The organism is Serratia nematodiphila DZ0503SBS1, from assembly GCF_000738675.1.
In the GTDB taxonomy this organism is placed as follows: domain Bacteria; phylum Pseudomonadota; class Gammaproteobacteria; order Enterobacterales; family Enterobacteriaceae; genus Serratia; species Serratia nematodiphila.
Map to the genome: position 1 here is coordinate 3,752,303 of NZ_JPUX01000001.1, position 20,762 is coordinate 3,773,064.

General features: G+C 62.4%; 19 protein-coding genes and 1 pseudogene. 12 read left to right on the forward strand and 8 right to left on the reverse strand.

The genetic code is table 11. From position 1 onward, the window contains the following. Window positions 1-4: 4 nt before the first annotated feature. Complete coding sequence (locus tag JL05_RS17255; RefSeq protein WP_033633154.1) at window positions 5-1,159, reverse strand: serine hydrolase domain-containing protein; 1,155 nt, start codon at window positions 1,157-1,159, stop codon at window positions 5-7. Window positions 1,160-1,262: 103 nt separating this feature from the next. On the opposite strand from JL05_RS17255, the gene JL05_RS17260 reads away from it, so the two are divergent. Then, on the forward strand, window positions 1,263-2,171 hold the full coding sequence (locus JL05_RS17260) for a LysR family transcriptional regulator (protein ID WP_021505436.1): 909 nt from the start codon (window positions 1,263-1,265) through the stop codon (window positions 2,169-2,171). Between the two features lie 26 nt (window positions 2,172-2,197). Here the strand turns inward: JL05_RS17260 and blaSRT are convergent, their stop codons facing one another. Further along, window positions 2,198-3,334 carry an SRT/SST family class C beta-lactamase gene (gene blaSRT, locus JL05_RS17265; protein ID WP_031300463.1) on the reverse strand — a complete coding sequence of 379 codons (1,137 nt, stop codon included), beginning with the start codon at window positions 3,332-3,334 and terminating at the stop codon, window positions 2,198-2,200. 206 nt (window positions 3,335-3,540) lie between these two features. Between blaSRT and JL05_RS17270 the strand changes: the two genes are divergently transcribed. Further along, on the forward strand, window positions 3,541-4,422 hold the full coding sequence (locus tag JL05_RS17270; RefSeq protein ID WP_033633155.1) for a LysR family transcriptional regulator: 882 nt from the start codon (window positions 3,541-3,543) through the stop codon (window positions 4,420-4,422). Here JL05_RS17270 and JL05_RS17275 read toward each other — a convergent pair. Next, the gene (locus JL05_RS17275; RefSeq protein WP_033633156.1) at window positions 4,419-5,450 is read right to left on the reverse strand and encodes a Mal regulon transcriptional regulator MalI; all 1,032 of its coding nucleotides are present in this window, start codon (window positions 5,448-5,450) and stop codon (window positions 4,419-4,421) included. The two genes, JL05_RS17270 and JL05_RS17275, sit on opposite strands and share 4 nt — an antisense overlap. A gap of 223 nt (window positions 5,451-5,673) precedes the next feature. Here JL05_RS17275 and malX point away from each other — a divergent pair, with 223 nt between their 5' ends. Both malX and JL05_RS17285 read left to right on the forward strand, forming a co-directional pair. Beyond that, window positions 5,674-7,293: a maltose/glucose-specific PTS transporter subunit IIBC gene (gene malX, locus JL05_RS17280; protein WP_015377762.1), complete on the forward strand. Its 1,620-nt coding sequence runs from the start codon at window positions 5,674-5,676 to the stop codon at window positions 7,291-7,293. After that, a complete protein-coding gene (locus tag JL05_RS17285; protein ID WP_033633157.1) occupies window positions 7,286-8,467 on the forward strand; it encodes a MalY/PatB family protein in 1,182 nt (393 codons plus the stop codon). The genes malX and JL05_RS17285 overlap by 8 nt, the downstream gene beginning before the upstream one ends. A gap of 32 nt (window positions 8,468-8,499) precedes the next feature. Here the strand turns inward: JL05_RS17285 and JL05_RS17290 are convergent, their stop codons facing one another. Together JL05_RS17290 and JL05_RS17295 are read right to left on the reverse strand one after the other, a co-directional pair. Next, window positions 8,500-8,868, reverse strand: coding sequence for a hypothetical protein (locus JL05_RS17290; RefSeq protein WP_015377760.1), 369 nt, complete (start codon window positions 8,866-8,868; stop codon window positions 8,500-8,502). Continuing rightward, a complete protein-coding gene (locus tag JL05_RS17295; RefSeq protein ID WP_015377759.1) occupies window positions 8,865-9,461 on the reverse strand; it encodes an NUDIX hydrolase in 597 nt (198 codons plus the stop codon). The genes JL05_RS17290 and JL05_RS17295 overlap by 4 nt, the downstream gene beginning before the upstream one ends. A gap of 97 nt (window positions 9,462-9,558) precedes the next feature. Here JL05_RS17295 and JL05_RS17300 point away from each other — a divergent pair, with 97 nt between their 5' ends. The 3 genes and pseudogenes from JL05_RS17300 to JL05_RS17310 all read left to right on the forward strand — a co-directional run bounded on the left by JL05_RS17300 (window position 9,559) and on the right by JL05_RS17310 (window position 12,103). Continuing rightward, window positions 9,559-10,314, forward strand: coding sequence for a DeoR/GlpR family DNA-binding transcription regulator (locus JL05_RS17300; protein ID WP_033633158.1), 756 nt, complete (start codon window positions 9,559-9,561; stop codon window positions 10,312-10,314). A 136-nt stretch (window positions 10,315-10,450) separates the two neighbouring features. Continuing rightward, a complete protein-coding gene (add, locus tag JL05_RS17305; protein ID WP_033633159.1) occupies window positions 10,451-11,449 on the forward strand; it encodes an adenosine deaminase in 999 nt (332 codons plus the stop codon). A gap of 109 nt (window positions 11,450-11,558) precedes the next feature. Continuing rightward, window positions 11,559-12,103 (forward strand): annotated as a pseudogene (locus JL05_RS17310) (AAA family ATPase). An 11-nt stretch (window positions 12,104-12,114) separates the two neighbouring features. Here JL05_RS17310 and JL05_RS17315 read toward each other — a convergent pair. Together JL05_RS17315 and JL05_RS17320 are read right to left on the reverse strand one after the other, a co-directional pair. Then, on the reverse strand, window positions 12,115-13,119 hold the full coding sequence (locus tag JL05_RS17315; protein ID WP_004938453.1) for a bile acid:sodium symporter family protein: 1,005 nt from the start codon (window positions 13,117-13,119) through the stop codon (window positions 12,115-12,117). A gap of 72 nt (window positions 13,120-13,191) precedes the next feature. Further along, window positions 13,192-14,232: an oxidoreductase gene (locus tag JL05_RS17320; protein ID WP_004938449.1), complete on the reverse strand. Its 1,041-nt coding sequence runs from the start codon at window positions 14,230-14,232 to the stop codon at window positions 13,192-13,194. Window positions 14,233-14,456: 224 nt separating this feature from the next. Between JL05_RS17320 and JL05_RS17325 the strand changes: the two genes are divergently transcribed. The 4 genes from JL05_RS17325 to rsxC all read left to right on the forward strand — a co-directional run bounded on the left by JL05_RS17325 (window position 14,457) and on the right by rsxC (window position 18,380). After that, the gene (locus JL05_RS17325) at window positions 14,457-14,897 is read left to right on the forward strand and encodes a DUF2569 domain-containing protein (protein ID WP_004938446.1); all 441 of its coding nucleotides are present in this window, start codon (window positions 14,457-14,459) and stop codon (window positions 14,895-14,897) included. Window positions 14,898-15,032: 135 nt separating this feature from the next. After that, entirely contained in the window at window positions 15,033-15,614 is a 582-nt protein-coding gene (rsxA, locus tag JL05_RS17330) for an electron transport complex subunit RsxA (protein WP_004938443.1), read from the forward strand. Continuing rightward, window positions 15,614-16,186, forward strand: a complete 573-nt coding sequence (rsxB, locus tag JL05_RS17335; protein ID WP_004938428.1) for an electron transport complex subunit RsxB — start codon at window positions 15,614-15,616, stop codon at window positions 16,184-16,186. Before rsxA ends, rsxB begins: the two co-directional genes overlap by 1 nt. Next, window positions 16,179-18,380, forward strand: a complete 2,202-nt coding sequence (gene rsxC / locus JL05_RS17340) for an electron transport complex subunit RsxC (RefSeq protein ID WP_033633160.1) — start codon at window positions 16,179-16,181, stop codon at window positions 18,378-18,380. Before rsxB ends, rsxC begins: the two co-directional genes overlap by 8 nt. A 33-nt stretch (window positions 18,381-18,413) precedes the next feature. Here the strand turns inward: rsxC and JL05_RS17345 are convergent, their stop codons facing one another. Then, on the reverse strand, window positions 18,414-19,307 hold the full coding sequence (locus JL05_RS17345; protein ID WP_033633161.1) for a helix-turn-helix domain-containing protein: 894 nt from the start codon (window positions 19,305-19,307) through the stop codon (window positions 18,414-18,416). 365 nt (window positions 19,308-19,672) lie between these two features. Between JL05_RS17345 and rsxD the strand changes: the two genes are divergently transcribed. Further along, window positions 19,673-20,758 carry an electron transport complex subunit RsxD gene (rsxD, locus tag JL05_RS17350; RefSeq protein WP_004938416.1) on the forward strand — a complete coding sequence of 362 codons (1,086 nt, stop codon included), beginning with the start codon at window positions 19,673-19,675 and terminating at the stop codon, window positions 20,756-20,758. Window positions 20,759-20,762 lie beyond the last annotated feature (4 nt).

The window sequence follows — 20,762 nt, forward strand, 5'->3', positions numbered from 1 at the left end:
TTATTTACGCCGCATAAACCGCATCGCGGATCTGCTGCGGGTAGCGGCCGCACATGCCCTCAAATGCGGTATTGGTCAAGACAACCACGCTCAGCTGCGCCTGTGGATCAAAGAACCAGCTGTGGCCGTAAACGCCGCCCCAGGTCAGCGTGCCGGCGTGCTGCGGCGTCTGCGCGGCGTCTGGATCCACCAGCAGCGCGCCGCCAAAGCCGAAGCCCCAGCCCGGCCCTTGCGTTTGCGCCTGCGCGCCCACGTGCGGGCTGCGCAGCAACGCCACCGTGTCCGGCTGCAACATGCCCTGCCCGCCGCTGCGCAGCGCTTCCACCAGCTTCAGCACGTCGTCGGCATCGCCGACCATGCCCGCGCCGCCGGAAGGATAAGCCTCCGCGTTAAGCGCCCGCGCGGGTGAAAACAGCACCTCGCCCCCCGCCATCTCCTCCGGCAGCGCCACCCGCAGGTCTTCATACATGCGCAGTGGCCCTTGCGGGGTGTTGTAATACGGCGTCGCCAGGTTCGCGGCGTCCGTCGCATGGAATGCGGTGTTGCCAAGCCCCAGCGGCTGCGCCACCCATTCGACAAACAGTTGCGGCAGCGACATGCCCGTCACCCGCTCCAGCACCGCGCCAAGCACATCGATCGCCAGCGAATAATTGAAGCGCTCCCCCGGCGCCGACAGCAACGGCGCCTGCGCCAACAGCCGCAGGTTTTGCTCCAGCGTCAGCGTCGACAGCTCCACGCCGTCCTGGATCCCCAACTGATGGTAAACGCCCGCCGGCGGTTGGTTCAGCCGATAGTCCAGCCCGGCGGTATGGCTCAGCAAATGACGGATCTTGATCGTCGGGCGCCGGCCGTCCGCCAGTGCCGGGGTAAACCACGGCAGCCAGTCGCTGACCGCATCGTCCAGGCTCAGCTTGCCTTGCTCAATCAAACGCAACGCCGCCAGCGTGGTATAGGGTTTGGAAACCGACGACAGCCGAAACTGCGTTTCCCGCCGCATCGGTTGCCGCGCTTCGCGATCGGCATAGCCGGCCGCATCGGCGTAGCAAATTTCACCCCGCCGCGCCACCAGCACCACGCTGCCCACGATGCGCCCTTCGGCCATCGCCTGTTGATCGATCGCCGCGATCCTTTCTGTTAACGCCTGTTGTATTGCCGACATGATTTTAATCTCTCTGAGGGAAAGTAAAAATCAGTCTAAAACGTTCTTCATAAATTAAAATAAGGCATAATTTAATGAATCATTAAGCACAGGTTATTGATAGATGAGTTCACTCCTGCAACTGCTGCCCTATTTCGAAGCCGTGGCACGCCTGGGCAACTTTACCCGCGCGGCCAGCCAACTGGGCGTCACGCCGCCGGCGGTGTCGCAAAACATTCAGGCGCTGGAGAATCAGCTGGGAGTGCGGTTATTTCACCGCACCAGCCGCTCGGTGCGCCTCAGCGACGAAGGCCGGTTGTTCTATCAGAAGGTATCGCCGGCCATGGGCCAGATCGATGTGGCGGCGGACGATGTGCGCGCCCTGGGCGCACAGCCGGCAGGCCTGCTGCGCATTACGCTGCCGCAGTTGGCCGCTTCGCTGCTGGTGATGCCGCATCTGGCGGCGTTTCAGCGGCGCTATCCCGAGGTGCAGCTGGAGCTGTTTACCGAAGACCGCTTTTCCGATCTGGTGCTGGGCAGTTTCGATGCCGGCATTCGCATGCACGCCATGCTGCAAAAGGACATGATCGCCGTGCCGATCGATAACGGCCAGCGCCGGGTGCTGGTCGCTTCGCCTGACTATCTGGCGCGCTGCGGCGCACCGGCCACGCCGGACGATCTGCTCGCGCACCATTGCCTGCGCTACCGTTTTCCCGGCAGCGGCAAACTGGAACCCTGGTATTTCAGCCTGGGCGACGATGAACGCGCGCTGGACGTCAGCGGCAGTTTGATTTTTAACGAAGACAGGCTGATCAAGGATGCGGCGTTGGCGGGGCTGGGTATCGCACAGCGTTTTCAGGGCACGGTGTTGCAGGAGCTGGCACAGGGGCAACTGGTGGAAGTGCTGCCGGGTTACGCCAGCGAAGCATCGGGATTTTTCATCTACTTCCCCGCCGGCAGACATCTGCCGCTCAAACTGCGCGCCTTTATCGATTTCATGCGCGAGCAACGTGAACGGCAGCATCGGTGGTAGGGGCGCCCCGCCGGCGCCCCTGATTGTCAGCGCTTCTCCAGCGCCTGGATGATGCGATAAGTCGCCTCGACCCGATCGTCGTTCGGGAACCATTTGTTGGCCAGCATCACCACGGCGATATTCTTCGCCGGGATGAACACCGCGTAGGTGGAGAAACCGCCGGTAGAGCCGGTTTTGTTATACCAGCCGGCGCGCAATTCCGGCTGCGGCGGCGTGATGGCGGTAGCCGGCGTGCCGTTCATGATCATCCCGGCGTTGTTGCCCTCGATCAAACGCGACAGTTTCACCGGATACGGGTAGTTCTCCCACATCAGATCCTGCGTGAACGCGCCCGCCTTATAATAGCCGACGTGCGTCCCGGCCAGCGCGTCGCGCCACGGCTGTGCGACCTTCACCTGCTGCAGGTTGGCGTCCAGATAGCGAATCAGATCGCGAGCGTTGGACTTGATGCCGTAAGACTCGGCGTCCAGCGGGCCGGGATTGACCCGCACCGGCTTATCGTCCTTGTTGTAACCCTGCGCATAGTTGGCCATCTGCGCCGCCGGCACCTGAACGTAGGTGTGGCTCATGCCCAGCGCCGGCAACATCCCCTGTTCCATCGCCTGGATAAACGGCTGGTCGAGGCTTTTGGCGGCGATCATGCCCAGCATGCCGATACCGAGATTGGAATAGACCCGGTAGCTGCCCGCCGGATGTTTCGGCTGCCAGGCCCGGTAGTAGGCCATCAATTGCGCGTTGTCGGTGACGTCGTCCGGCACGAACAGCGGCAGGCCGGAGGTATGCGTCGCCAGATTCAGCAGGCTGACGCCGTCGAAGGCGCTGCCGCGCAGCTCGGGCAGGTAGCGGCTGGCCGGATCGTTGAACGACAGCTTGCCCTGCTGCTGCGCATAGACCGCCAGCGTCGCAGTGAAGGTTTTGCTCAGTGAGCCCACTTCGAACAGCGTCTGCTCGGTGATCGGTTTGCCGGTCTGCTTCGAGGCCACGCCATACGGGTAAATCTGCTGTTTGCCGTCGACCGACACGGCGATCGCCATGCCCGGCACGCCATATTTTTTCATCAGCGGCTGAATAACGGCGTCGATATCCTGCTGCTGCGCGGCCTGTGCGGTCGGCAGGATCAGCGCGGCGATCAACGCGGCCGCCAGGCGGTTCATTTTCGTCATGATAGAAGCTCTCAGGTTGCAGGGCATCGGCCGCGGCCAAAAGTTTTTATTGGCGTTATGCACGGCGCTTTCCCTGGTTGATGATGTCATTCCTTTACGGCTGCCGCGACGCTCTCAGCAGCCGCGCCAAATATCGGATTTTGCCGCCGGGTTGACAAGCGATAATAATTTCAGCCAGCATAAAGAAAAACTTATGGCTATCGACAATGCGCAATCGACTTCCCCTCAACGCCCTGCGGGCGTTCGAATCCTCCGCCCGCCACCTGAACTTCACCCGCGCCGGCCTGGAGCTGCGCGTCACCCAGGCCGCCGTCAGCCAGCAGGTGCGCATGCTGGAAGAACAGCTGGGCATTCAGCTGTTCCGCCGCCTGCCGCGCGGGCTGGATCTGACCGAAGAAGGCCAGGCGCTGCTGCCGGTGTTGAACGACGCCTTCGACCGCATCGAGGCGGTGCTGCAACAGTTCGAAGGCGGGCATTTCCACGAGGTGCTGACGGTGGCAGTGGTCGGCACCTTCGCCGTCGGCTGGCTGATGCCGAGGCTGGCGGCGTTCCGCACGGCGCACCCGTTTATCGATCTACGGGTGCTGACCCACAACAACCTGGTCAATCTGTCGGCCGACGGCATGGATTTCGCCATCCGCTTCGGCGAAGGCCTCTGGCCCGCCACCTGCAATATCAAGCTGTTCGACGCGCCGCTGACGGTGCTCTGCCCGCCGGCGGTCGCCGCGCGCCTGCGCACGCCGCAGGATCTGCAGCACGAGCAGCTGATGCGCACCTACCGCAAAGATGAATGGGAGCGCTGGTTCACGGCTGCGCAGGTGACGCCGTGGCGGATCAACGGCCCGGTGTTCGACTCGTCAAGACTGATGGTGGAAGGCGCGATCCAGTGCGACGGTGTGGCGCTGGCGCCGGTCAGCATGTTCCGCCGCGAACTGGCCGCCGGCGTGCTGCAGCGGCCGTTCGCCGCCGAGGCCGCGCTTGGCGCCTATTGGCTGACCCATTTGAAGTCGCGGGACCTGACGCCGGCGATGAAAACCTTTATCGGCTGGATCCGCCGGGAGGCGGAAGAGGAACAGCGGCGGGATTAGGCGGAGCCACGCCGGATCAGCGTCGGCGGCAGAATGACGTTCTGCGCCGGCAGGTCGGCGTCACCGATGCGCTGCAGCAGGCGCGCGGCGGCGCTGCGCCCCACTTCCCGCGCCGAGCTGGAGACGAAGGTCAGCGGCGGCTCGGTCAGCTCGGCCTCCGGCACGTCGCCGAAGCCGATCAGCGCCACCTGCCGGCCGTAGTAGGCGTCGACCCCGTCCGAGCCGATGCTGCGGCCGCTGCGCGTCAGGCCAAAATAGGCGCCAAGCGCCACCGAAGCCTTGTGGCAGACGACAGCGGTAATGTTCGGGTAGTGGCGCAGCAGCTGTTCCGCCGCTTGCGCCGCCTCACGCTGCCGGCAATCGCACTCGACGATCCATTCGCTGCGAAACGGCAGGCCGTACTGCACCAGCGTGGCGCAAAAGCCGCCCAACCGCTCGGCACGCGTCAATGAGTCGCTCTGGCCGCCAAGGTAGGCGATTTGGCTGTGGCCGCGTTTGATCAAAAATTCGGTGGCCAGTTTGGCGGCCTGCATGTTGTCCGGCCGCACCACGTCCACCCCATCGAGACCGCTGGAGCGCGCCACGCACACCAGCGGTACGCCCTGCTCGGCCGCCTTCTCCTTCAACCCAGCCGCCGCGCGAATGCCGCCGGCCAGCACGATACCGTCGACGCCCTGCGCCAGCAGCGCGTCAAACGCCCGCTGCAAGCCCTGGCCGTCGCGCCCGCTCTGGGTTAAAAACAGCAGTTTGTCGTGCGCCTCCAGCGCTTCGCTCAGCCCGGCGGTCATTTCGGCATAGAAGGGTTCGCAAATGTCGCGCAGAACGAGGCCGATCACCCCGGATTCACCGCCGCGCAGCGTCGCCGCCTGACGATTGCGCACGTAGCCCAGCAGCTCTATCGCCTGATTGACCTTCTCGACGGTGGTCGGCGAAATCCGCCCCTTGCCGCTCAACACCAGGGAAACCGTGGTGACCGACACGCCCGCCTGCTGCGCCACATCGGTGATGGTGATTTTTTTGATGCTCATAGTCTCTGCGAACCCGTTCCTGGGCAACCCGCGCCGTAATGATCAAGGGTATACCGAATCCGTTAGCTCAGTAAAACGTTTTACTGCCTGCCGCATTGTCGCCAAAAACCGGGCGGCAGATTTGTGATTGGTGGCGCATTTTTGCTAGGTAAAACGTTTTATCTTCTTTTTACCTAATCAACAGTCCCCTTTTTGCTCGTCTTTTCGCCAGGAGAAGTCGGTTATGTCAGCAGCCAACAAACCCAAAATCACCCTCTGGGAGTTCTTCCAGAGCCTGGGCAAAACGTTCATGTTGCCCGTCGCCTTGCTCTCTTTCTGCGGCATCATGCTGGGGATCGGCAGCTCGCTGAGCAGCCGCGACGTGATCACCCTGATGCCGTTTATCGGCCACCCGATCTTCCAGCTGATCTTCACCTGGATGAGCAAGGTTGGCTCCTTCGCCTTCAGCTTCCTGCCGGTGATGTTCGCCATCGCCATTCCGCTGGGCATGGCGCGCGAAAACAAAGGCGTCGCCGCGTTCTCCGGTTTCGTCGGCTTCGCCGTGCTGAATCTGGGCACCAACTTCTACCTGACCGCCGCCGGCGTGCTGCCCACCAGCGATCCGCTGGTGCTGAAAGCCAACAATATCCAGAACATCCTCGGCATTCAGTCGATCGATACCGGCATCCTCGGCGCGGTGATCGTCGGCATCATCGTCTATCGCCTGCATGAACGCTTCCACACCATCCGCCTGCCGGACGCACTGGCGTTTTTCGGCGGCACGCGCTTCGTGCCAATCGTCACCACCGTAGTGCTGGGCCTTTGCGGCCTGGTGATCCCGCTGATCTGGCCGTGGTTTGCCGCCGGCATCACCGGGCTGGGCTGGGTGATCAACAGCGCCGGCGCCTTTGGCCCGATGCTGTTCGGCACCGGCGAACGCTTGCTGCTGCCGTTCGGCCTGCAGCACATTCTGGTGGCGCTGATCCGCTTTACCGAGGCGGGCGGCACGATGGAGGTGTGCGGCCACAGCGTCAGCGGCGCCCTGACCATCTTCCAGGCGCAGCTCTCCTGCCCGACCACCACCGGCTTCGCCGAGAGCGCCACCCGCTTCCTGTCACAGGGTAAAATGCCGGCATTCCTCGGCGGCCTTCCGGGCGCGGCGCTGGCGATGTACCACTGCGCCAAACCGGAGAACCGCCATAAAATCAAAGGGCTGTTGATTTCCGGCGTGGTAGCCTGCGTGGTCGGCGGCACCACCGAACCGATCGAATTTTTGTTCCTGTTCGTCGCGCCGTTCCTGTATCTGATCCACGCGCTGCTCACCGGGTTGGGCTTTACCGTGATGGCGCTGCTGGGCGTGACCATCGGCAACACCGACGGCAACATCATCGACTTCGTGGTGTTCGGCATTCTGCACGGCACCGCCACCAAGTGGTATCTGGTGCCGGTGGTGGCCGCCGTCTGGTTCGTCGGCTATTACGCCATTTTCCGCTTCGCCATCCAGCGCTTTAACATCAAAACGCCGGGCCGCGAAAGCGACAGCGCCGTCAGCCAAAGCGCGCCGAGCGGCGCGGTGGGCAAATCCGGCTACAACGTGCCGGCGATTCTGGCGGCCCTCGGCGGCCCGGGCAACGTTATCACGCTGGACAACTGCATCACCCGCCTGCGCCTGTCGGTCAACGACATGAGCCGGGTGGACGATGCGGCGCTGAAGGCCAACCGCGCCATCGGCGTAGTGCATCTCAACGACCATAATCTGCAGGTGGTGATCGGCCCGCAGGTGCAATCGGTGAAAGATGAATTAGACTCACTGATAGCCACGGCGCAACCTGCCGCGGCGCTGCAGGGAGCCACCCATGTTTGATTTCTCCACCCCGATCGACCGCCACGGCACCTGGTGCACCCAGTGGGACTATATCGCCGATCGTTTCGGCAGCGACGACCTGCTGCCGTTCACCATCTCCGATATGGATTTCGCCACCGCGCCGTGCATTCTCGAGGCGTTGCAGCAACGCCTGCAGCACGGCGTGCTGGGCTACAGCCGCTGGCAGCACGAAGATTTTCTCGGCGCGCTGCGCCACTGGTATCAGCAACGTTTCAACGTCGCCATCGACACCGCAACGGCGGTGTACGGCCCCTCCGTTATCTACATGGCGGCGCAGCTGATCCGCCAATGGTCCGTACCGGGCGATTATGTGGTGACCCATACCCCGGCCTACGACGCCTTCTACAAGGTGATCCTCGCCAACCAACGCCAGCTGTTGGCCTGCCCGCTGCACAAGGCCGGCGACGACTGGCGCTGCGACATGGCGCACCTTGAGGCGTTGCTGGCGCGGCCGCAAACCAAGATCCTGCTGCTGTGCAGCCCGCATAATCCCACCGGCAAAGTGTGGCGCCGCGACGAGTTGCAGCAGATGGCCGAACTGTGCGAGCGCCACGACGTGCGCGTCATCAGCGATGAGATCCACATGGATATGGCATGGGGTGAACACCGCCATACACCGTGGAGCCAGGTGGCGACCGGCGCCTGGGCCTTGCTGACCTCCGGCTCCAAGAGTTTCAACATTCCGGCACTGACCGGCGCCTACGGCTTTATCAGCGACGACGCCAGCCGCGAAGCCTACTTCCAGCAGCTCAAAGCCCGCGACGGCCTCTCCTCGCCGGCGGTGCTGGCGGTGGCGGCGCATGTGGCTGCCTATCGCCACGGCGAACCCTGGCTGAACGCCCTGCGCGACTATCTGCAGGATAATCTGAGCTACGTCGCCGAACGGCTGGAGCAGGCGTTTCCCGCGCTGGGCTGGCGCCCGCCGCAGGCCACCTACCTGGCCTGGATCGATCTGCGGCCGCTGGCCGTAGACGATCGGGCGCTGCAGCAGGTGCTGATTGAGCGCGAAAAGGTGGCGATCATGCCGGGCTTTACCTACGGCGAGGAAGGCCGCGGGTTCCTGCGTCTCAACGTCGGCTGCCCGCGCGGCAAGCTGGAGGCCGGCATGGACAAGCTGATCGCCGGATTAAGGGTGGTGCTGGACGAGCAATAATGCGAGGGGGCGAGCCTCTGCCCGCCCCTCGGTTACGCCTGAACAGACGGAATTTCCTCCAGATGACGATAGACCGTCAATCCCCATTCGTTAGCCAACCGCACGTCGTTATCGGCCCCCGCAGATGCCCCTTCGATGCGATACACCGCCTGACACTGCGCAATCAGCCGATGGGCCACCGGGTAAAGAAACGCCTCGCTCACCGCATCGCCAACCTGAGTGGAGCCTGCCGCCGCCGCCAAAGGCAGCGCCAGCCACTCGCCGATCACCGGCACGTGCCCACGCAGGTAGACCGCCAGCGCCGCCTGTTCCAGGCGCGCCAGATTGGCGGCGATACGCTGCGGATCGCCATCGGTGCCGCTGCGATAGGGGCCGGCGATCAGGATTTGTTGTGCTTTCATCGTTCTTCCTCCAACGTCCGGTTCAAGGCGACAAACTGCAGCAGCATGATGGTCTTGGCGTCAACAATCGCGCCCTGACGAATCGCCTGCAGGGCCTGCGCCAGCGGCAGCTCGATCACCTCCAGATCCTCGCCCTCCGCCGCCACCCCGCCGCCCTCGTTGACGCGATCGCCCGCCTGATATTCACCGACGAAAAAGTGCAGCTTCTCGGTGACCGAACCTGGGCTCATGTAGGCTTCAAACACTTTCTCCACGTTCTGCACGAAATAGCCGGTTTCCTCTTCCGCTTCGGCTCTGATGCGCGCCTCCGGCGACGCGTTGTCCAGCAGCCCGGCGGCGGCCTCAATCAGCATGCCGTCATGACCGTTGACGAACACCGGAAAGCGGAACTGGCGCGTCAGGATCACCGTCTGCGCCTGCCGGTTGAACAGCAAAATCACCGCGCCGTCACCGCGATCGTAAGTCTCACGGCTTTGCCGCTGCCAGACGCCGTCGCGCCGCAGAAAATCAAAGGTGGTTTTTTTCAGCAGGTACCAGTCATCGGACAACACCCGGGTTTCGACAATGCGAACTCGGTCTTTGGTGGCTATCATCGGTTTACTCCGCCAGAGGAAGGAAATTGATACTATCGTGCAGTTTCGTGTATGATCAAGATATTTCGTGCAATGCAAATTTGAGGGAAAAATGGCCATGTTGACCAGCCAGCGCAAGAAAATCATCCTGGAGAAACTGGCTCAGGACGGCCAGGTGTTGGCCAAGCAGCTCAGCGAGCTGTTCGGGCTGTCGGAAGACACTGTCCGGCGCGATCTGCGCGAACTGGACGCCGAGGGGTTGCTGCAGCGGGTGCACGGCGGCGCCCTGCCGGTTTCATCCGCCATCGCCAGCTTCGCCGAACGCAATCAGTTGGAATCCGGCGCCAAACGCGCGATCGCCAAAGCGGCGGCGGCGCTGATCGCCCCCGGCCAGGTGGTGATCATCGACGGCGGCACCACCTCCGCCGAGCTGGTCAGGCAGCTGCCAGCCAACCTCAACGCCACCATCGTCACCCACAGCCCCAGCGTCGCCGTGGGCCTGGCCGATCATCCCACGGTGGAGGTGATCCTGATCGGCGGCCGGTTGTACAAGCATTCGATCGTCAGCGTCGGCGCCGCCGCGGTGGAAGCGATGTCGCATATTCGCGCCGATATCTATTTTATGGGCGTGACCGGCGTGCACCCCACCGCGGGGCTGAGCACCGGCGATCTGGAAGAGGCCTACATCAAGCGGGCGCTGGCGGCCCGCGCGGCGGAAACCGTAGTGCTGGCCTCCGCCGCCAAGCTTAACGCCGCCTCACAGTATGCGATCGGCGATATTACGCTGGCGCACACTGTCATCGTTGAGCGGGCCACCGACGACGCGCTGCTCGCGCCGTTGCAGCAGGCGGGCGTCAGCGTGTTGAAAGCCTGATTCGCGTCGATAATGCGATATATCGCGCATTATTTGTGACTCACATCACTTTTTTATGCAACGAGATGGTAAGTTTCATTCATTTGTTTTTATACTGTTCTGCACTTTACCTACGATAAATTAGCGAGTGCCCAGCATGATCGATCCCCGCCTACCGCTTACCGACATTCACCGCCATCTCGACGGCAACATCCGCGCGCAGACTATTCTCGACCTCGGTCGCCAGTTCAATCTCGCCCTGCCGGCCAACGATTTGGAGAGCCTGCGCCCGCACGTGCAGATCACCCACGCCGAACCGGATCTGGTCAGCTTCCTGCAGAAACTGGACTGGGGCGTAGCGGTGCTGGGCGATCTGGACGCCTGCCGCCGGGTGGCCTACGAAAACGTCGAGGACGCCGCCAACGCCGGCCTGCACTATGCCGAGCTGCGTTTCTCCCCTTACTACATGGCGATGAAGCATCAGCTGCCGGTCGCCGGCGTGGTGGAAGCGGTGATCGACGGGATCCGTTCGGGCTGCCGCGATCGCGACATCGACATTCGCCTGATCGGCATCATGAGCCGCACCTTCGGCGAGGCCGCCTGTCTGCAGGAACTGGAAGGATTGCTGGCGCACCGCGACGGCATTACCGCGCTGGATTTGGCGGGCGATGAGCTGGGCTTCCCCGGCAGCCTGTTCCTCAGCCACTTCAACCGCGCCCGCGACGCCGGCCTGCGCATCACCGTGCACGCGGGCGAAGCCGCCGGCCCGGAAAGCATCTGGCAGGCGATCCGCGAGCTGGGCGCCGAACGTATCGGCCACGGGGTGAAAGCGATCGAAGATCCGGCGCTGATGGACTTCCTGGCGGAACACGGCATCGGCATCGAATCCTGCCTGACCTCCAACATCCAGACCAGCACCGTGCCGTCACTGGCGCAGCATCCGCTGGCCACCTTCCTGCGCCATGGCGTGCTGGCGTCGATCAACACCGACGATCCGGCGGTTCAGGGCATCGAGATCGAGCATGAATACCGCGTCGCCGCGCCGCAGGCCGGGCTGACGCCGGAAGAAATCCGCACCGCGCAGGAAAACGGCCTGAAGCTGGCCTTCCTCAGCGAGCAGGAAAAACAGGCGCTGCGCGCCAAAGTTCAGGGCTAATCTCCCCAGGCGCCAAACGGCGCCTTCTTCTCATCCCCCGTTTTCCTCCGCCTGTTCGTCTTTATCGCTGTTTTCACCCCATCACTCTGTTGCAAGAGAGGAATTCCGCATGTCTGACAAACTACGCCGTATCGTGCTGACCGGCGGCCCGGGTTCGGGCAAAAGCACGCTCATCGACGTTCTTCATCGCCGCGGTTACCCGCATTCCCAGGAGGCGGGCCGGGCGATTATTCAGGATCAGGTGAGTATTGGCGGCAATGCGCTGCCGTGGGGCGATCGCCAGGCTTTCGCCGAGCGGATGCTCGATTGGGAACTGCGTTCATGGCGCGAAGCGACGGGCGCAACATGCTGGTTCTTCGATCGCGGCCTGCCGGATATCGCCGGTTACCTGACGCTGTGCGGATTATCGATCCCCGCCCCTTAACGGCGGCGATCGACGCCTTTCGCTATGCCGATACGGTGTTCATCGCCCCGCCGTGGCGAGCGATTTATGCGCAGGACAGCGAGAGAAAACAGTCTTTCGCCGAAGCCGAGCAAACCTATCGGGCGATGGTGGCCATCTATCGCCGTTATGGCTATCGGCTGCAAGAGCTGCCGCGCGCCTCACCCGATGAGCGCGCCGACTTTCTGCTCGACGCGCTGAGCCACCGTTAGCGGCCTGCGGCCTATTTGGCCGCCAGCGCCTCCGCCTCGGCCCGCTGTTTGGCGGTTTTACGCGCATAGCGCTGCGCCAGCACCGCGCACACCATCAGTTGCACCTGGTGGAAAATCATCAGCGGCAGCACCATGGCGCCCACCGCCGCGGCCGGGAACAGCACGTTGGCCATAGGAATGCCGTTCGCCAGGCTCTTTTTCGAACCGCAGAAGACGATGGTGATTTCATCGGCGGTGTTGAAGCCCAGCCAGCGCGCCGCGTAGGTGTTGATCACCAGCACCACCGTCAGCAGCACCAGCGACATCACCAGGATGGTCAGCAGCGACCAGCCGTCGATACGGTGCCAAATCCCTTCCACCACCGCCGCACTGAACGCGGTATACACCACCAGCAGGATCGACGAACGGTCGGTCAGGTTAATCAGTTTGCGATGGCGGTCGATCCACTTGCCGATCAGCGGCCGCGCCAGATGGCCGATCACGAACGGCACCATCAGTTGCAGAATGATTGAGCCAATGGCGTGCAGCACGTCGGTATTGCCGCCCTGGGTATGCATCAACGCTCCCACCAGCAGCGGCGACAGGAACACGCCAAGAATGCTGGACGCCGAGGCGCTGCAGATCGCCGCCGCCACGTTGCCGCCCGCCGCCGAGGTAAAGGCGATGGCCGACTGCACCGTGGCCGGCAGCGCGCACAGATAGAGGAAGCCGAGATAGACCGTCGGCGTCATGATGCCCGGCACCAGCAGATTCATCGCCAGCCCGAGCAGCGGGAACAGCGCAAAGGTGCTGAGGAACACCAGCAGATGCAGCTTCCAGTGGCTCATGCCGGCGACGATCGCCTCGCGCGACAGCTTGGCGCCGTGCATAAAGAACAGCAGCGCGATGGCGGCGGTGGTCAGGTGTTCAAAGAAGGTTTTCCAGATGCCTTCGCAGGGGAACAGCGAGGCGACGATCACCACCAAAATCAGAACCAGCAAAAATTTATCAATGCGCAAACGCTGCAACCAGGACATGAAACGAATTTCCTTGCACGTAAAGTCGTAAAAAGGCCCGACGCTTCGCCGGGCACAGAGAAATGGGCGGTATCAAACCACCGGCAGCGCCTGCTGCAGCCGGGCCGATTCCAGCCCCAGTTCAATCAATGCCATCACCGCGATGGCGTCGGCGGCCGGCACCGGGTTTTCGCCTATGCCGGTGATCGCGTCGCGCACCGCCGCGTAATAAGCCGGATAATTGCCGGGAATGTTGAGCAGCGGTTGCTCCGCCAGCAGATCGTCACGTGACAGCGTCACCACGCCGTCGCGCATGTCATAGCCCCAATCGGCCTGCGGCAAACGCTCGCCGGCCTTCAGCCGGTCCTCCTGCGGATCGAGGCCGTATTTGACATAGCTGCCGCGGGTGCCGTGCACGACGTAGCGCGGGCTCTCCGCCGCCGCCAGCATGCTGGCGTGCAGCACCACGCGGCGATCGCCATAGCTCAGCAGCGCGTGAAAATAGTCCACCGCCTGCGCCCCCGGCCGCAGCTCACCCAGATCGACGAACAGCCGCTCGGGTTTGCCGAAGAGTTGCAGCGCCTGATCGAGCAGATGCGGCCCCAAATCGAACCAGATGCCGCTGCCGGCGCCGCCCTGTTCGCGCCAGCGCTGGCGCACCTGCGGCCGGTAGCGATCGAAATGCGACTCGAAATACACCACCTCGCCCAACGAACCGTCGTTCAGCAGCGCCTTAAGGGTAAGGAAATCGCTGTCCCAGCGACGGTTGTGGAACACCGACAGCAGTAAACCGCTCTGCTGCGCCTGCTGTTGCAGCGCCTGTGCTTGTGACAGCGTCACGGTAAATGGTTTATCCACCACCACGTGCTTGCCGGCGGCCAGCGCCTGTTGCGCCAGCGGGAAATGGGTATCGTTGGGGGTGGGAATTACGATCAGATCGAGGGCCGGATCGGCGAACAGCGCTTGCGCATCCCCCACGACCGTCATCGACGGCCAGTCGGCGTGCACTTTGCCGGCATCGCTGCTGGAAACGGCGGCCAGTTCCAGCCCCGGCGTACCGGCGATTAGCGGCGCATGAAAGGTTTTACCGGCGTAGCCGTAACCGACCAGCCCGACACGAATTTTTTCAGCCATGGGATTTCCTCTTGCAGGCTCACGACAGACCCTTTCGATTTGACACCATGCGGCCGGATGGAACAAGAAGTAAATGAGATGTTAATTTGAAGCGAGGCCGGAGTAGCCAAACGTGCGGCCTGGCGTCGCGATGCCGAGCTATCCGCTTGATAGAGATGACGAAGCCTATATTACCCGCTAAGCTATGCCGCCTGTGATCCCCGATTCAATCAGGAAGCCGTTTTATGTCTCAAGCTGAATACTCTCGTATCGGCGGTTGGTTGCTGGCCCCGCTGGCCTATCTGATCGTTACCCTGCTCAGCGCCAGCCTGATGCTGCTCCTGTACGCCATGGCGATCTTCATGCCCGAGTCGCGCGACTATCTGTTGACCAACGCCCAGGCGTTTACCCTGCAATGGTACTTTTCGGTGCTGACCACGCTCTTGATGTGGGGCTTTACCCTGTGGCTGGTGTTTCTGTTCTGCCAGCGATCGCAGCGCTTCCCTAAACTGTTCCTGCTGTGGCTGCTGATCACGGTGATCCTGGCGGTGAAAGCCTTCGCCTTCGCGCCGGTGCCGGACGAAGTGGCGGTGCGCAGCCTCGGCTGGCCGCTGCTGATGGCGGCGTTGCTGGTGCCTTACATCAAGCGTTCGCAGCGGGTCAAAGGCACCTTTACCGAACGTTAAAGGCGGTTGCAGCACGTTTTATCGGGTATTTTGTGTAAATTTTCGCCAAAAAAGGCAATACCCCTGCGATTCATATGTTGTCGTCCGGCCGCCGATTCCCGATAATAGGCGGCTTTTATTTTTTTAGGCATCGCAATGACCGAATACCTGCTCCTGTTTGTCGGCACCGTACTGGTGAACAACTTCGTTCTGGTGAAGTTTCTTGGCCTGTGCCCGTTCCTCGGCGTTTCCAAGAAGCTGGAAAGCGCCATCGGCATGGGAATGGCCACCACCTTCGTCATGACGCTGGCCTCCGTCAGCGCCTGGGTGATCAACACCTTTATTCTGGTTCCGCTGGATCTGGTGTATCTGCGCACGCTCTCTTTCATTCTGGTGATCGCCGTCGTCGTGCAGTTCACCGAGATGGTGGTGCGCAAAACCAGCCCGGCGCTCTACCGCCTGCTGGGCATCTTCCTGCCGCTGATCACCACCAACTGTGCGGTGCTGGGCGTGGCGCTGCTTAACGTCAACCTCGGCTACAACTTCCTGCAGTCCGCCGTTTACGGCTTTAGCGCCGCCGCCGGTTTCTCGCTGGTGATGGTGCTGTTCGCCGCCATTCGCGAACGTCTGGCGGTCGCCGACGTGCCGGCGCCGTTCCGCGGCTCCTCGATCGCGCTGATCACCGCCGGGCTGATGTCGCTGGCCTTTATGGGCTTTACCGGGCTGGTGAAATTCTAATGACTGCGTTGTGGATAGCTATCGCGGCTCTAAGCGCGCTCGGGCTGCTGTTCGGACTGGTGCTGGGCTACGCTGCGCGCCGTTTTGAGGTGGAAGAGGATCCGGTCGCCGAGCAGGTCGATGCGATCCTGCCGCAGAGCCAGTGCGGCCAGTGCGGCTACCCCGGCTGTCGCCCCTATGCCGAGGCGGTGGCCAACGGCGAGATGATCAACAAATGCGCGCCGGGCGGCGAACAGGTGATGCTGAAACTGGCGGAGCTGCTCAACGTAGAACCGCAGCCGCTGGGCAGCGAAGCCGCCGCCGAGCCGGAGCGTAAAGTGGCCTATATCGACGAGGCCAACTGCATCGGCTGCACCAAGTGCATTCAGGCCTGCCCGGTGGATGCCATCGTCGGCGCCACCCGCGCCATGCACACCGTCATCACCGACCTCTGTACCGGCTGCGATCTGTGCGTCGCCCCTTGCCCTACCGACTGTATTGAAATGAGACCGGTCGCTACCACCACCGCCAACTGGAAGTGGGACATGAAGACGATCCCGGTGCAAGTGATCCACGTGGAGCAACATGCTTAATCTGTTCGCCGCCTTTAAAAAAGACCGGATCTGGGATTTCGACGGCGGGATCCATCCACCGGAAATGAAAACGCAGTCCAGCGGTGCGCCGCTGCGTGTCGCGCCCCTGCCCAAGACCTTTATCATTCCGCTGCAACAGCATCTGGGGCCGGAAGGCGAGCTGTGCGTCAGCGCCGGCGATCGGGTGTTGAAAGGCCAGCCGCTGACCGTCGGCCGCGGCCGCACCGTGCCGGTGCACGCCCCGACCTCGGGCACCGTCAGCGCCATTACGCCGCACATCACCGCGCACCCGTCCGGGCTGACGGAGCTGTGCGTGATTATCGAGGCAGACGGGGAAGACCGCTGGTGCGAGCGCGATCCGGTGGCGGACTATCGCCAATCGCCCGCCGCGGAACTGATTCAACGTATTCATCAGGCCGGCATCGCCGGCCTGGGCGGCGCAGGTTTCCCGACCGCCAGCAAACTGCAAGGCGGCATGAGCGGCGTGGAAACGCTGATCCTCAACGCCGCCGAGTGTGAGCCTTACATTACCGCCGACGACCGTCTGATGCAGGAACATGCCGCTCAGATCATTGAAGGCACGCAGATCCTGCAACACATTCTGCAACCCAAGCTCACGCTGATCGGCATCGAAGACAATAAACCGGAGGCAATCGCGGCGCTGAAACAGGCGTTGCGCGGCCAGCCCGGCATTGCGCTGCGCGTCATCCCGACCAAATACCCATCCGGCGGCGCCAAGCAGCTGACCAAAATTTTGACCGGCAAGGAAGTGCCGCACGGTAAGCACTCCTCCGCTATCGGCGTATTGATGCAAAACGTCGGCACCGCCTTCGCCATCAAGCGAGCGATCGTCGACGGCGAACCGCTGATTGAGCGCGTAGTGACCCTGACCGGCGAGGCGATCGAGCGCCCCGGCAATCTGTGGGCTCGCATCGGCACGCCGGTGCAGCACCTGCTCGACTTCGTCGGTTTCCGCCCGCAGGCGCAGCAGATGGTGGTCATGGGCGGCCCGCTGATGGGCTTCACCCTGCCCGCGCTGAACGTGCCGATCGTCAAGATCAGCAACTGCATTCTGGCACCGACGGTGGATGAAATGACGCCGCAGGAACCGGAGCAGTCCTGCATCCGCTGCGGCCTGTGCGTAGACGCTTGCCCTGCCGGGCTGCTGCCGCAACAGCTGTACTGGTTCAGCCGCGGGCAGGAGCACGACAAGGCGCGCAACCATAACCTGTTCGACTGCATCGAATGCGGTGCCTGCGCGTTCGTCTGCCCCAGCAATATCCCGCTGGTACAGTACTACCGGCAGGAAAAGGCCGAAATCAAGGCTATCGATCTGGAAGCGGCGCGCACCGCCGAGGCCAAGGCGCGTTACGAGGCCAAGCTGGCGCGTCTGGAGCGTGAAAAACTGGCGCGTGAAGAGCGACATAAAAAGGCCGCCGTCAAACTGACCGACGACGATCAGGGCGCAGTGCAGGCCGCGCTGGCGCGCGTGCGCAGCAAGAATGCCGAAGCGGCGGTTACGCCGGTCAACGGCCAGCAGCCGGATAACAGCGAGATGATCGCTGCCCGCGAAGCACGTAAAGCGCAGGCGCGCGAACGTCGTGCCCAGCTGGCCGCCGAGGTGGAAACGGAAGCGCCACCGGCGACCGCTGGCGACGACGCGCGTAAAGCCGCCGTGGCCGCGGCGCTGGCCCGCGTGAAAGCGCGCAAAGAGGCGCCGGCAGCAGACAGCTCCGCCCCGGCGGCAACAGAGGACGATCCGCGTAAAGCGGCAGTCGCGGCGGCACTGGCGCGCGTAAAAGCCAAGAAAGCGGCGCAGCAGGCGGATGCTCCTGCATCGGCGGAACCGGCGCCGGCTGCAGCCGAAGAAGATCCGCGCAAGGCGGCGGTCGCGGCGGCACTGGCGCGCGTAAAAGCCAAGAAAGCGGCACAGCAGGCGGATGCCCCTGCATCGGCGGAACCGGCGCCAGCTGCAGCCGAAGAAGATCCGCGCAAGGCGGCGGTCGCGGCGGCTATCGCCCGCGCCAAAGCCAAGAAAGCGGCGCAGCAGGCGGATGCCCCTGCGCCGGCGGAACCGGCGCCGGCTGCAGCCGAAGAAGATCCGCGCAAGGCGGCGGTCGCGGCGGCTATCGCCCGCGCCAAGGCAAAAAAAGCCGCCAGAGAATCGCTGGCGGCGGAAACGGAAGACAAATAATGATAGCGGCGCCTGGCTGACGCCTGGCGCCATTTAATCGATAGAAATCAGGTAGGTGTAATCCACTTCAATCTGACGCAGTTTGGATTCAGGATTCCACTCTTTGGTTTGAATGATCTCCATTTCCATACTGCCACGCACTTTATCCTTCAACCCCGGCATCACATGCGACATCAGGTAGCCGAAAAACTGCAAACACTCTTTCGCCGACCCCTTATGGTTGATAGAGATAAACTCGCGGCTCGGCAAATGGAAGGTGTCTATCTGATGGTTGGAAAGAATATCCTTTCTGTGTTCAGGATCGACCGCCATCACCAGCGTGGATGAGAGCTCGTCGCCCTTCCCGGCATGAGGGGAGTAGATGCTGTAAATCCGCCGACAGTCGACGTGCAGCCCCTTGAAGAAGTCGTTGAAAATCTCATCCTTCATCGCCATGCAGGAAGAGTACTCCAGCTCCTGTTCGGAGGCGAAATCCAGCCGGCGCGTGAAGCCGACCAGCTGCATGTCGGGCAGCGTCAGCCGCTTCACTTCCGGGTAATAACCGGCGCCGTAGCTGGCTTCGAAGTTAAAGCGCGGCATCAGGTTTTTCACGTCCCAGTGCTCCATCGAGCGGTAGCGATTGGGGGTGGTGCCGAAGCGCTGCTTGAACATGCGGGTAAAGGTCTGCTGAGAGTCGAAGCCCAGCTCATCGGAGATGTCGATGATCGAGCGACGAGTAATGCGCAACGCCACCGCGGCGCGCGTCAGGATGCGCGAACGGATATAGGTGGCGAGTTGAATGCCGGTAATACGCTTGAATTTACGCTGCAGATGCCACTTGGAATAGCCCGAAATACGCGCGACTTCATCCAGGTTTGGCCGTTTCTCCAGATGTATCTCCACCCACTCAATTAGCTCTTCAATAAAAAAAATGTCTTCATTTGTCATTATTATGGATTCACTGACTCAATAATGTTCGCGATAGTAACCTACACGGATTATGTGAAAGTTGTTATTTTGTGCGGAAATCTGGAGAAAAATGATATCTCATTCAGACATTTACCCCATTTCCCGCGGTCGATGGCGGCACAAGTTCCACTGACAATTCCTCACGTTAGCCCATTTCCCGGCCAAAAAAAAATCAAATCGCGCCACCCCGATCGCCAGATGTGCGGAAAGCCGAATACCCCTATCAATAAGGCGTATTACCCTCGCATCGAATCAGGTAGAATGCTCGGCTATCATTTTTGCCGCGCCCGCAGTATGGCGCATCGAAACTGCCGCAGGCGCGGCGCAGAAGGTATCGTTACTCTATGAAGTTCAGGCCGGTATCACCCACAGCCGCCAAAGGCTTACACATCGCCAGCTCGCCTTTCACCCACAACCAGCAAAGCACCAGCCGCATTATGCTATGGGTCATGTTGGCGTGCATTCCCGGCATTGCGGCGCAGATTTGGTTTTTCGGCTACGGCGTGCTGATTCAGGTGGCGCTGGCGGCGATCGTCGCGCTGGCCGCAGAAGGCGCGATCCTCAGGCTGCGCAAGCTGCCGGTGCGCAGCCGGCTGGCGGATAACTCCGCCCTGCTGACCGCGCTGCTGCTTGGCATCAGCCTGCCGCCGCTGGCGCCGTGGTGGATGATCGTCATCGGCACCTTCTTCGCCATCGTTATCGCCAAACAGCTGTATGGCGGCCTCGGGCAGAACCCGTTCAACCCGGCGATGGTCGGTTACGTAGTGCTGCTGATCTCCTTCCCGGTGCAGATGACCAGCTGGCTGCCGCCGGATGAACTGCGCGCCACCGCGCTGTCGCTCCACGACACGCTGCTGGCGATTTTCAGCGGCCATACCGCACAGGGCGCGACGCTGCACGAACTGCAGATGGGCGTGGACGGCATCAGCCAGGCCACGCCGCTCGACGGCTTCAAAACCGGCCTGCGCAGCGGCCACAGCGTGGAACAGGTGTTGCAGCAGCCGCTGTTCGGCGGCGCGCTGGCCGGTATCGGCTGGCAGTGGGTCAACCTCGGTTTCCTGGCCGGCGGCCTGTTTATGCTGGCGCGCCGCCTGATCCATTGGCAAATCCCTTTCAGCATGTTGGCCGCCATCGCCTTCTGTTCCGGTCTGGCCTGGTGGATCGATCCGGCGCATCAGGCTTCACCGCTGATCCACCTATTCTCCGGCGCCAGCATGCTGGGTGCGTTCTTTATCGCCACCGATCCGGTCAGCGCCTCCACCACGCCGAAGGGCCGCTTAATCTACGGCGCGCTGATCGGCGTGCTGGTCTGGCTGATCCGCGTCTATGGCGGCTACCCTGATGGTGTGGCCTTCGCCGTGCTGCTCGCCAACATCACCGTCCCGTTAATCGACCACTACACGCAGCCGCGCGTGTACGGCCATCGCTAAGGAG

Excerpts from the sequence above, each read along its gene's own strand:
- rsxA (WP_004938443.1), top strand. The coding sequence starts at position 15,033 with ATGACCGAATACCTGCTCCTGTTTGTCGGCACCGTACTGGTGAACAAC.
- rsxC (WP_033633160.1), top strand. The coding sequence starts at position 16,179 with ATGCTTAATCTGTTCGCCGCCTTTAAAAAAGACCGGATCTGGGATTTC.
- JL05_RS17300 (WP_033633158.1), top strand. The coding sequence starts at position 9,559 with ATGTTGACCAGCCAGCGCAAGAAAATCATCCTGGAGAAACTGGCTCAG.
- JL05_RS17345 (WP_033633161.1), bottom strand. The coding sequence starts at position 19,307 with ATGACAAATGAAGACATTTTTTTTATTGAAGAGCTAATTGAGTGGGTG.
- JL05_RS17270 (WP_033633155.1), top strand. The coding sequence starts at position 3,541 with ATGCGCAATCGACTTCCCCTCAACGCCCTGCGGGCGTTCGAATCCTCC.
- rsxD (WP_004938416.1), top strand. The coding sequence starts at position 19,673 with ATGAAGTTCAGGCCGGTATCACCCACAGCCGCCAAAGGCTTACACATC.
- add (WP_033633159.1), top strand. The coding sequence starts at position 10,451 with ATGATCGATCCCCGCCTACCGCTTACCGACATTCACCGCCATCTCGAC.
- JL05_RS17285 (WP_033633157.1), top strand. The coding sequence starts at position 7,286 with ATGTTTGATTTCTCCACCCCGATCGACCGCCACGGCACCTGGTGCACC.
- JL05_RS17295 (WP_015377759.1), bottom strand. The coding sequence starts at position 9,461 with ATGATAGCCACCAAAGACCGAGTTCGCATTGTCGAAACCCGGGTGTTG.
- JL05_RS17260 (WP_021505436.1), top strand. The coding sequence starts at position 1,263 with ATGAGTTCACTCCTGCAACTGCTGCCCTATTTCGAAGCCGTGGCACGC.
- blaSRT (WP_031300463.1), bottom strand. The coding sequence starts at position 3,334 with ATGACGAAAATGAACCGCCTGGCGGCCGCGTTGATCGCCGCGCTGATC.
- JL05_RS17290 (WP_015377760.1), bottom strand. The coding sequence starts at position 8,868 with ATGAAAGCACAACAAATCCTGATCGCCGGCCCCTATCGCAGCGGCACC.
- rsxB (WP_004938428.1), top strand. The coding sequence starts at position 15,614 with ATGACTGCGTTGTGGATAGCTATCGCGGCTCTAAGCGCGCTCGGGCTG.
- JL05_RS17315 (WP_004938453.1), bottom strand. The coding sequence starts at position 13,119 with ATGTCCTGGTTGCAGCGTTTGCGCATTGATAAATTTTTGCTGGTTCTG.
- malX (WP_015377762.1), top strand. The coding sequence starts at position 5,674 with ATGTCAGCAGCCAACAAACCCAAAATCACCCTCTGGGAGTTCTTCCAG.
- JL05_RS17325 (WP_004938446.1), top strand. The coding sequence starts at position 14,457 with ATGTCTCAAGCTGAATACTCTCGTATCGGCGGTTGGTTGCTGGCCCCG.
- JL05_RS17275 (WP_033633156.1), bottom strand. The coding sequence starts at position 5,450 with ATGAGCATCAAAAAAATCACCATCACCGATGTGGCGCAGCAGGCGGGC.
- JL05_RS17320 (WP_004938449.1), bottom strand. The coding sequence starts at position 14,232 with ATGGCTGAAAAAATTCGTGTCGGGCTGGTCGGTTACGGCTACGCCGGT.
- JL05_RS17255 (WP_033633154.1), bottom strand. The coding sequence starts at position 1,159 with ATGTCGGCAATACAACAGGCGTTAACAGAAAGGATCGCGGCGATCGAT.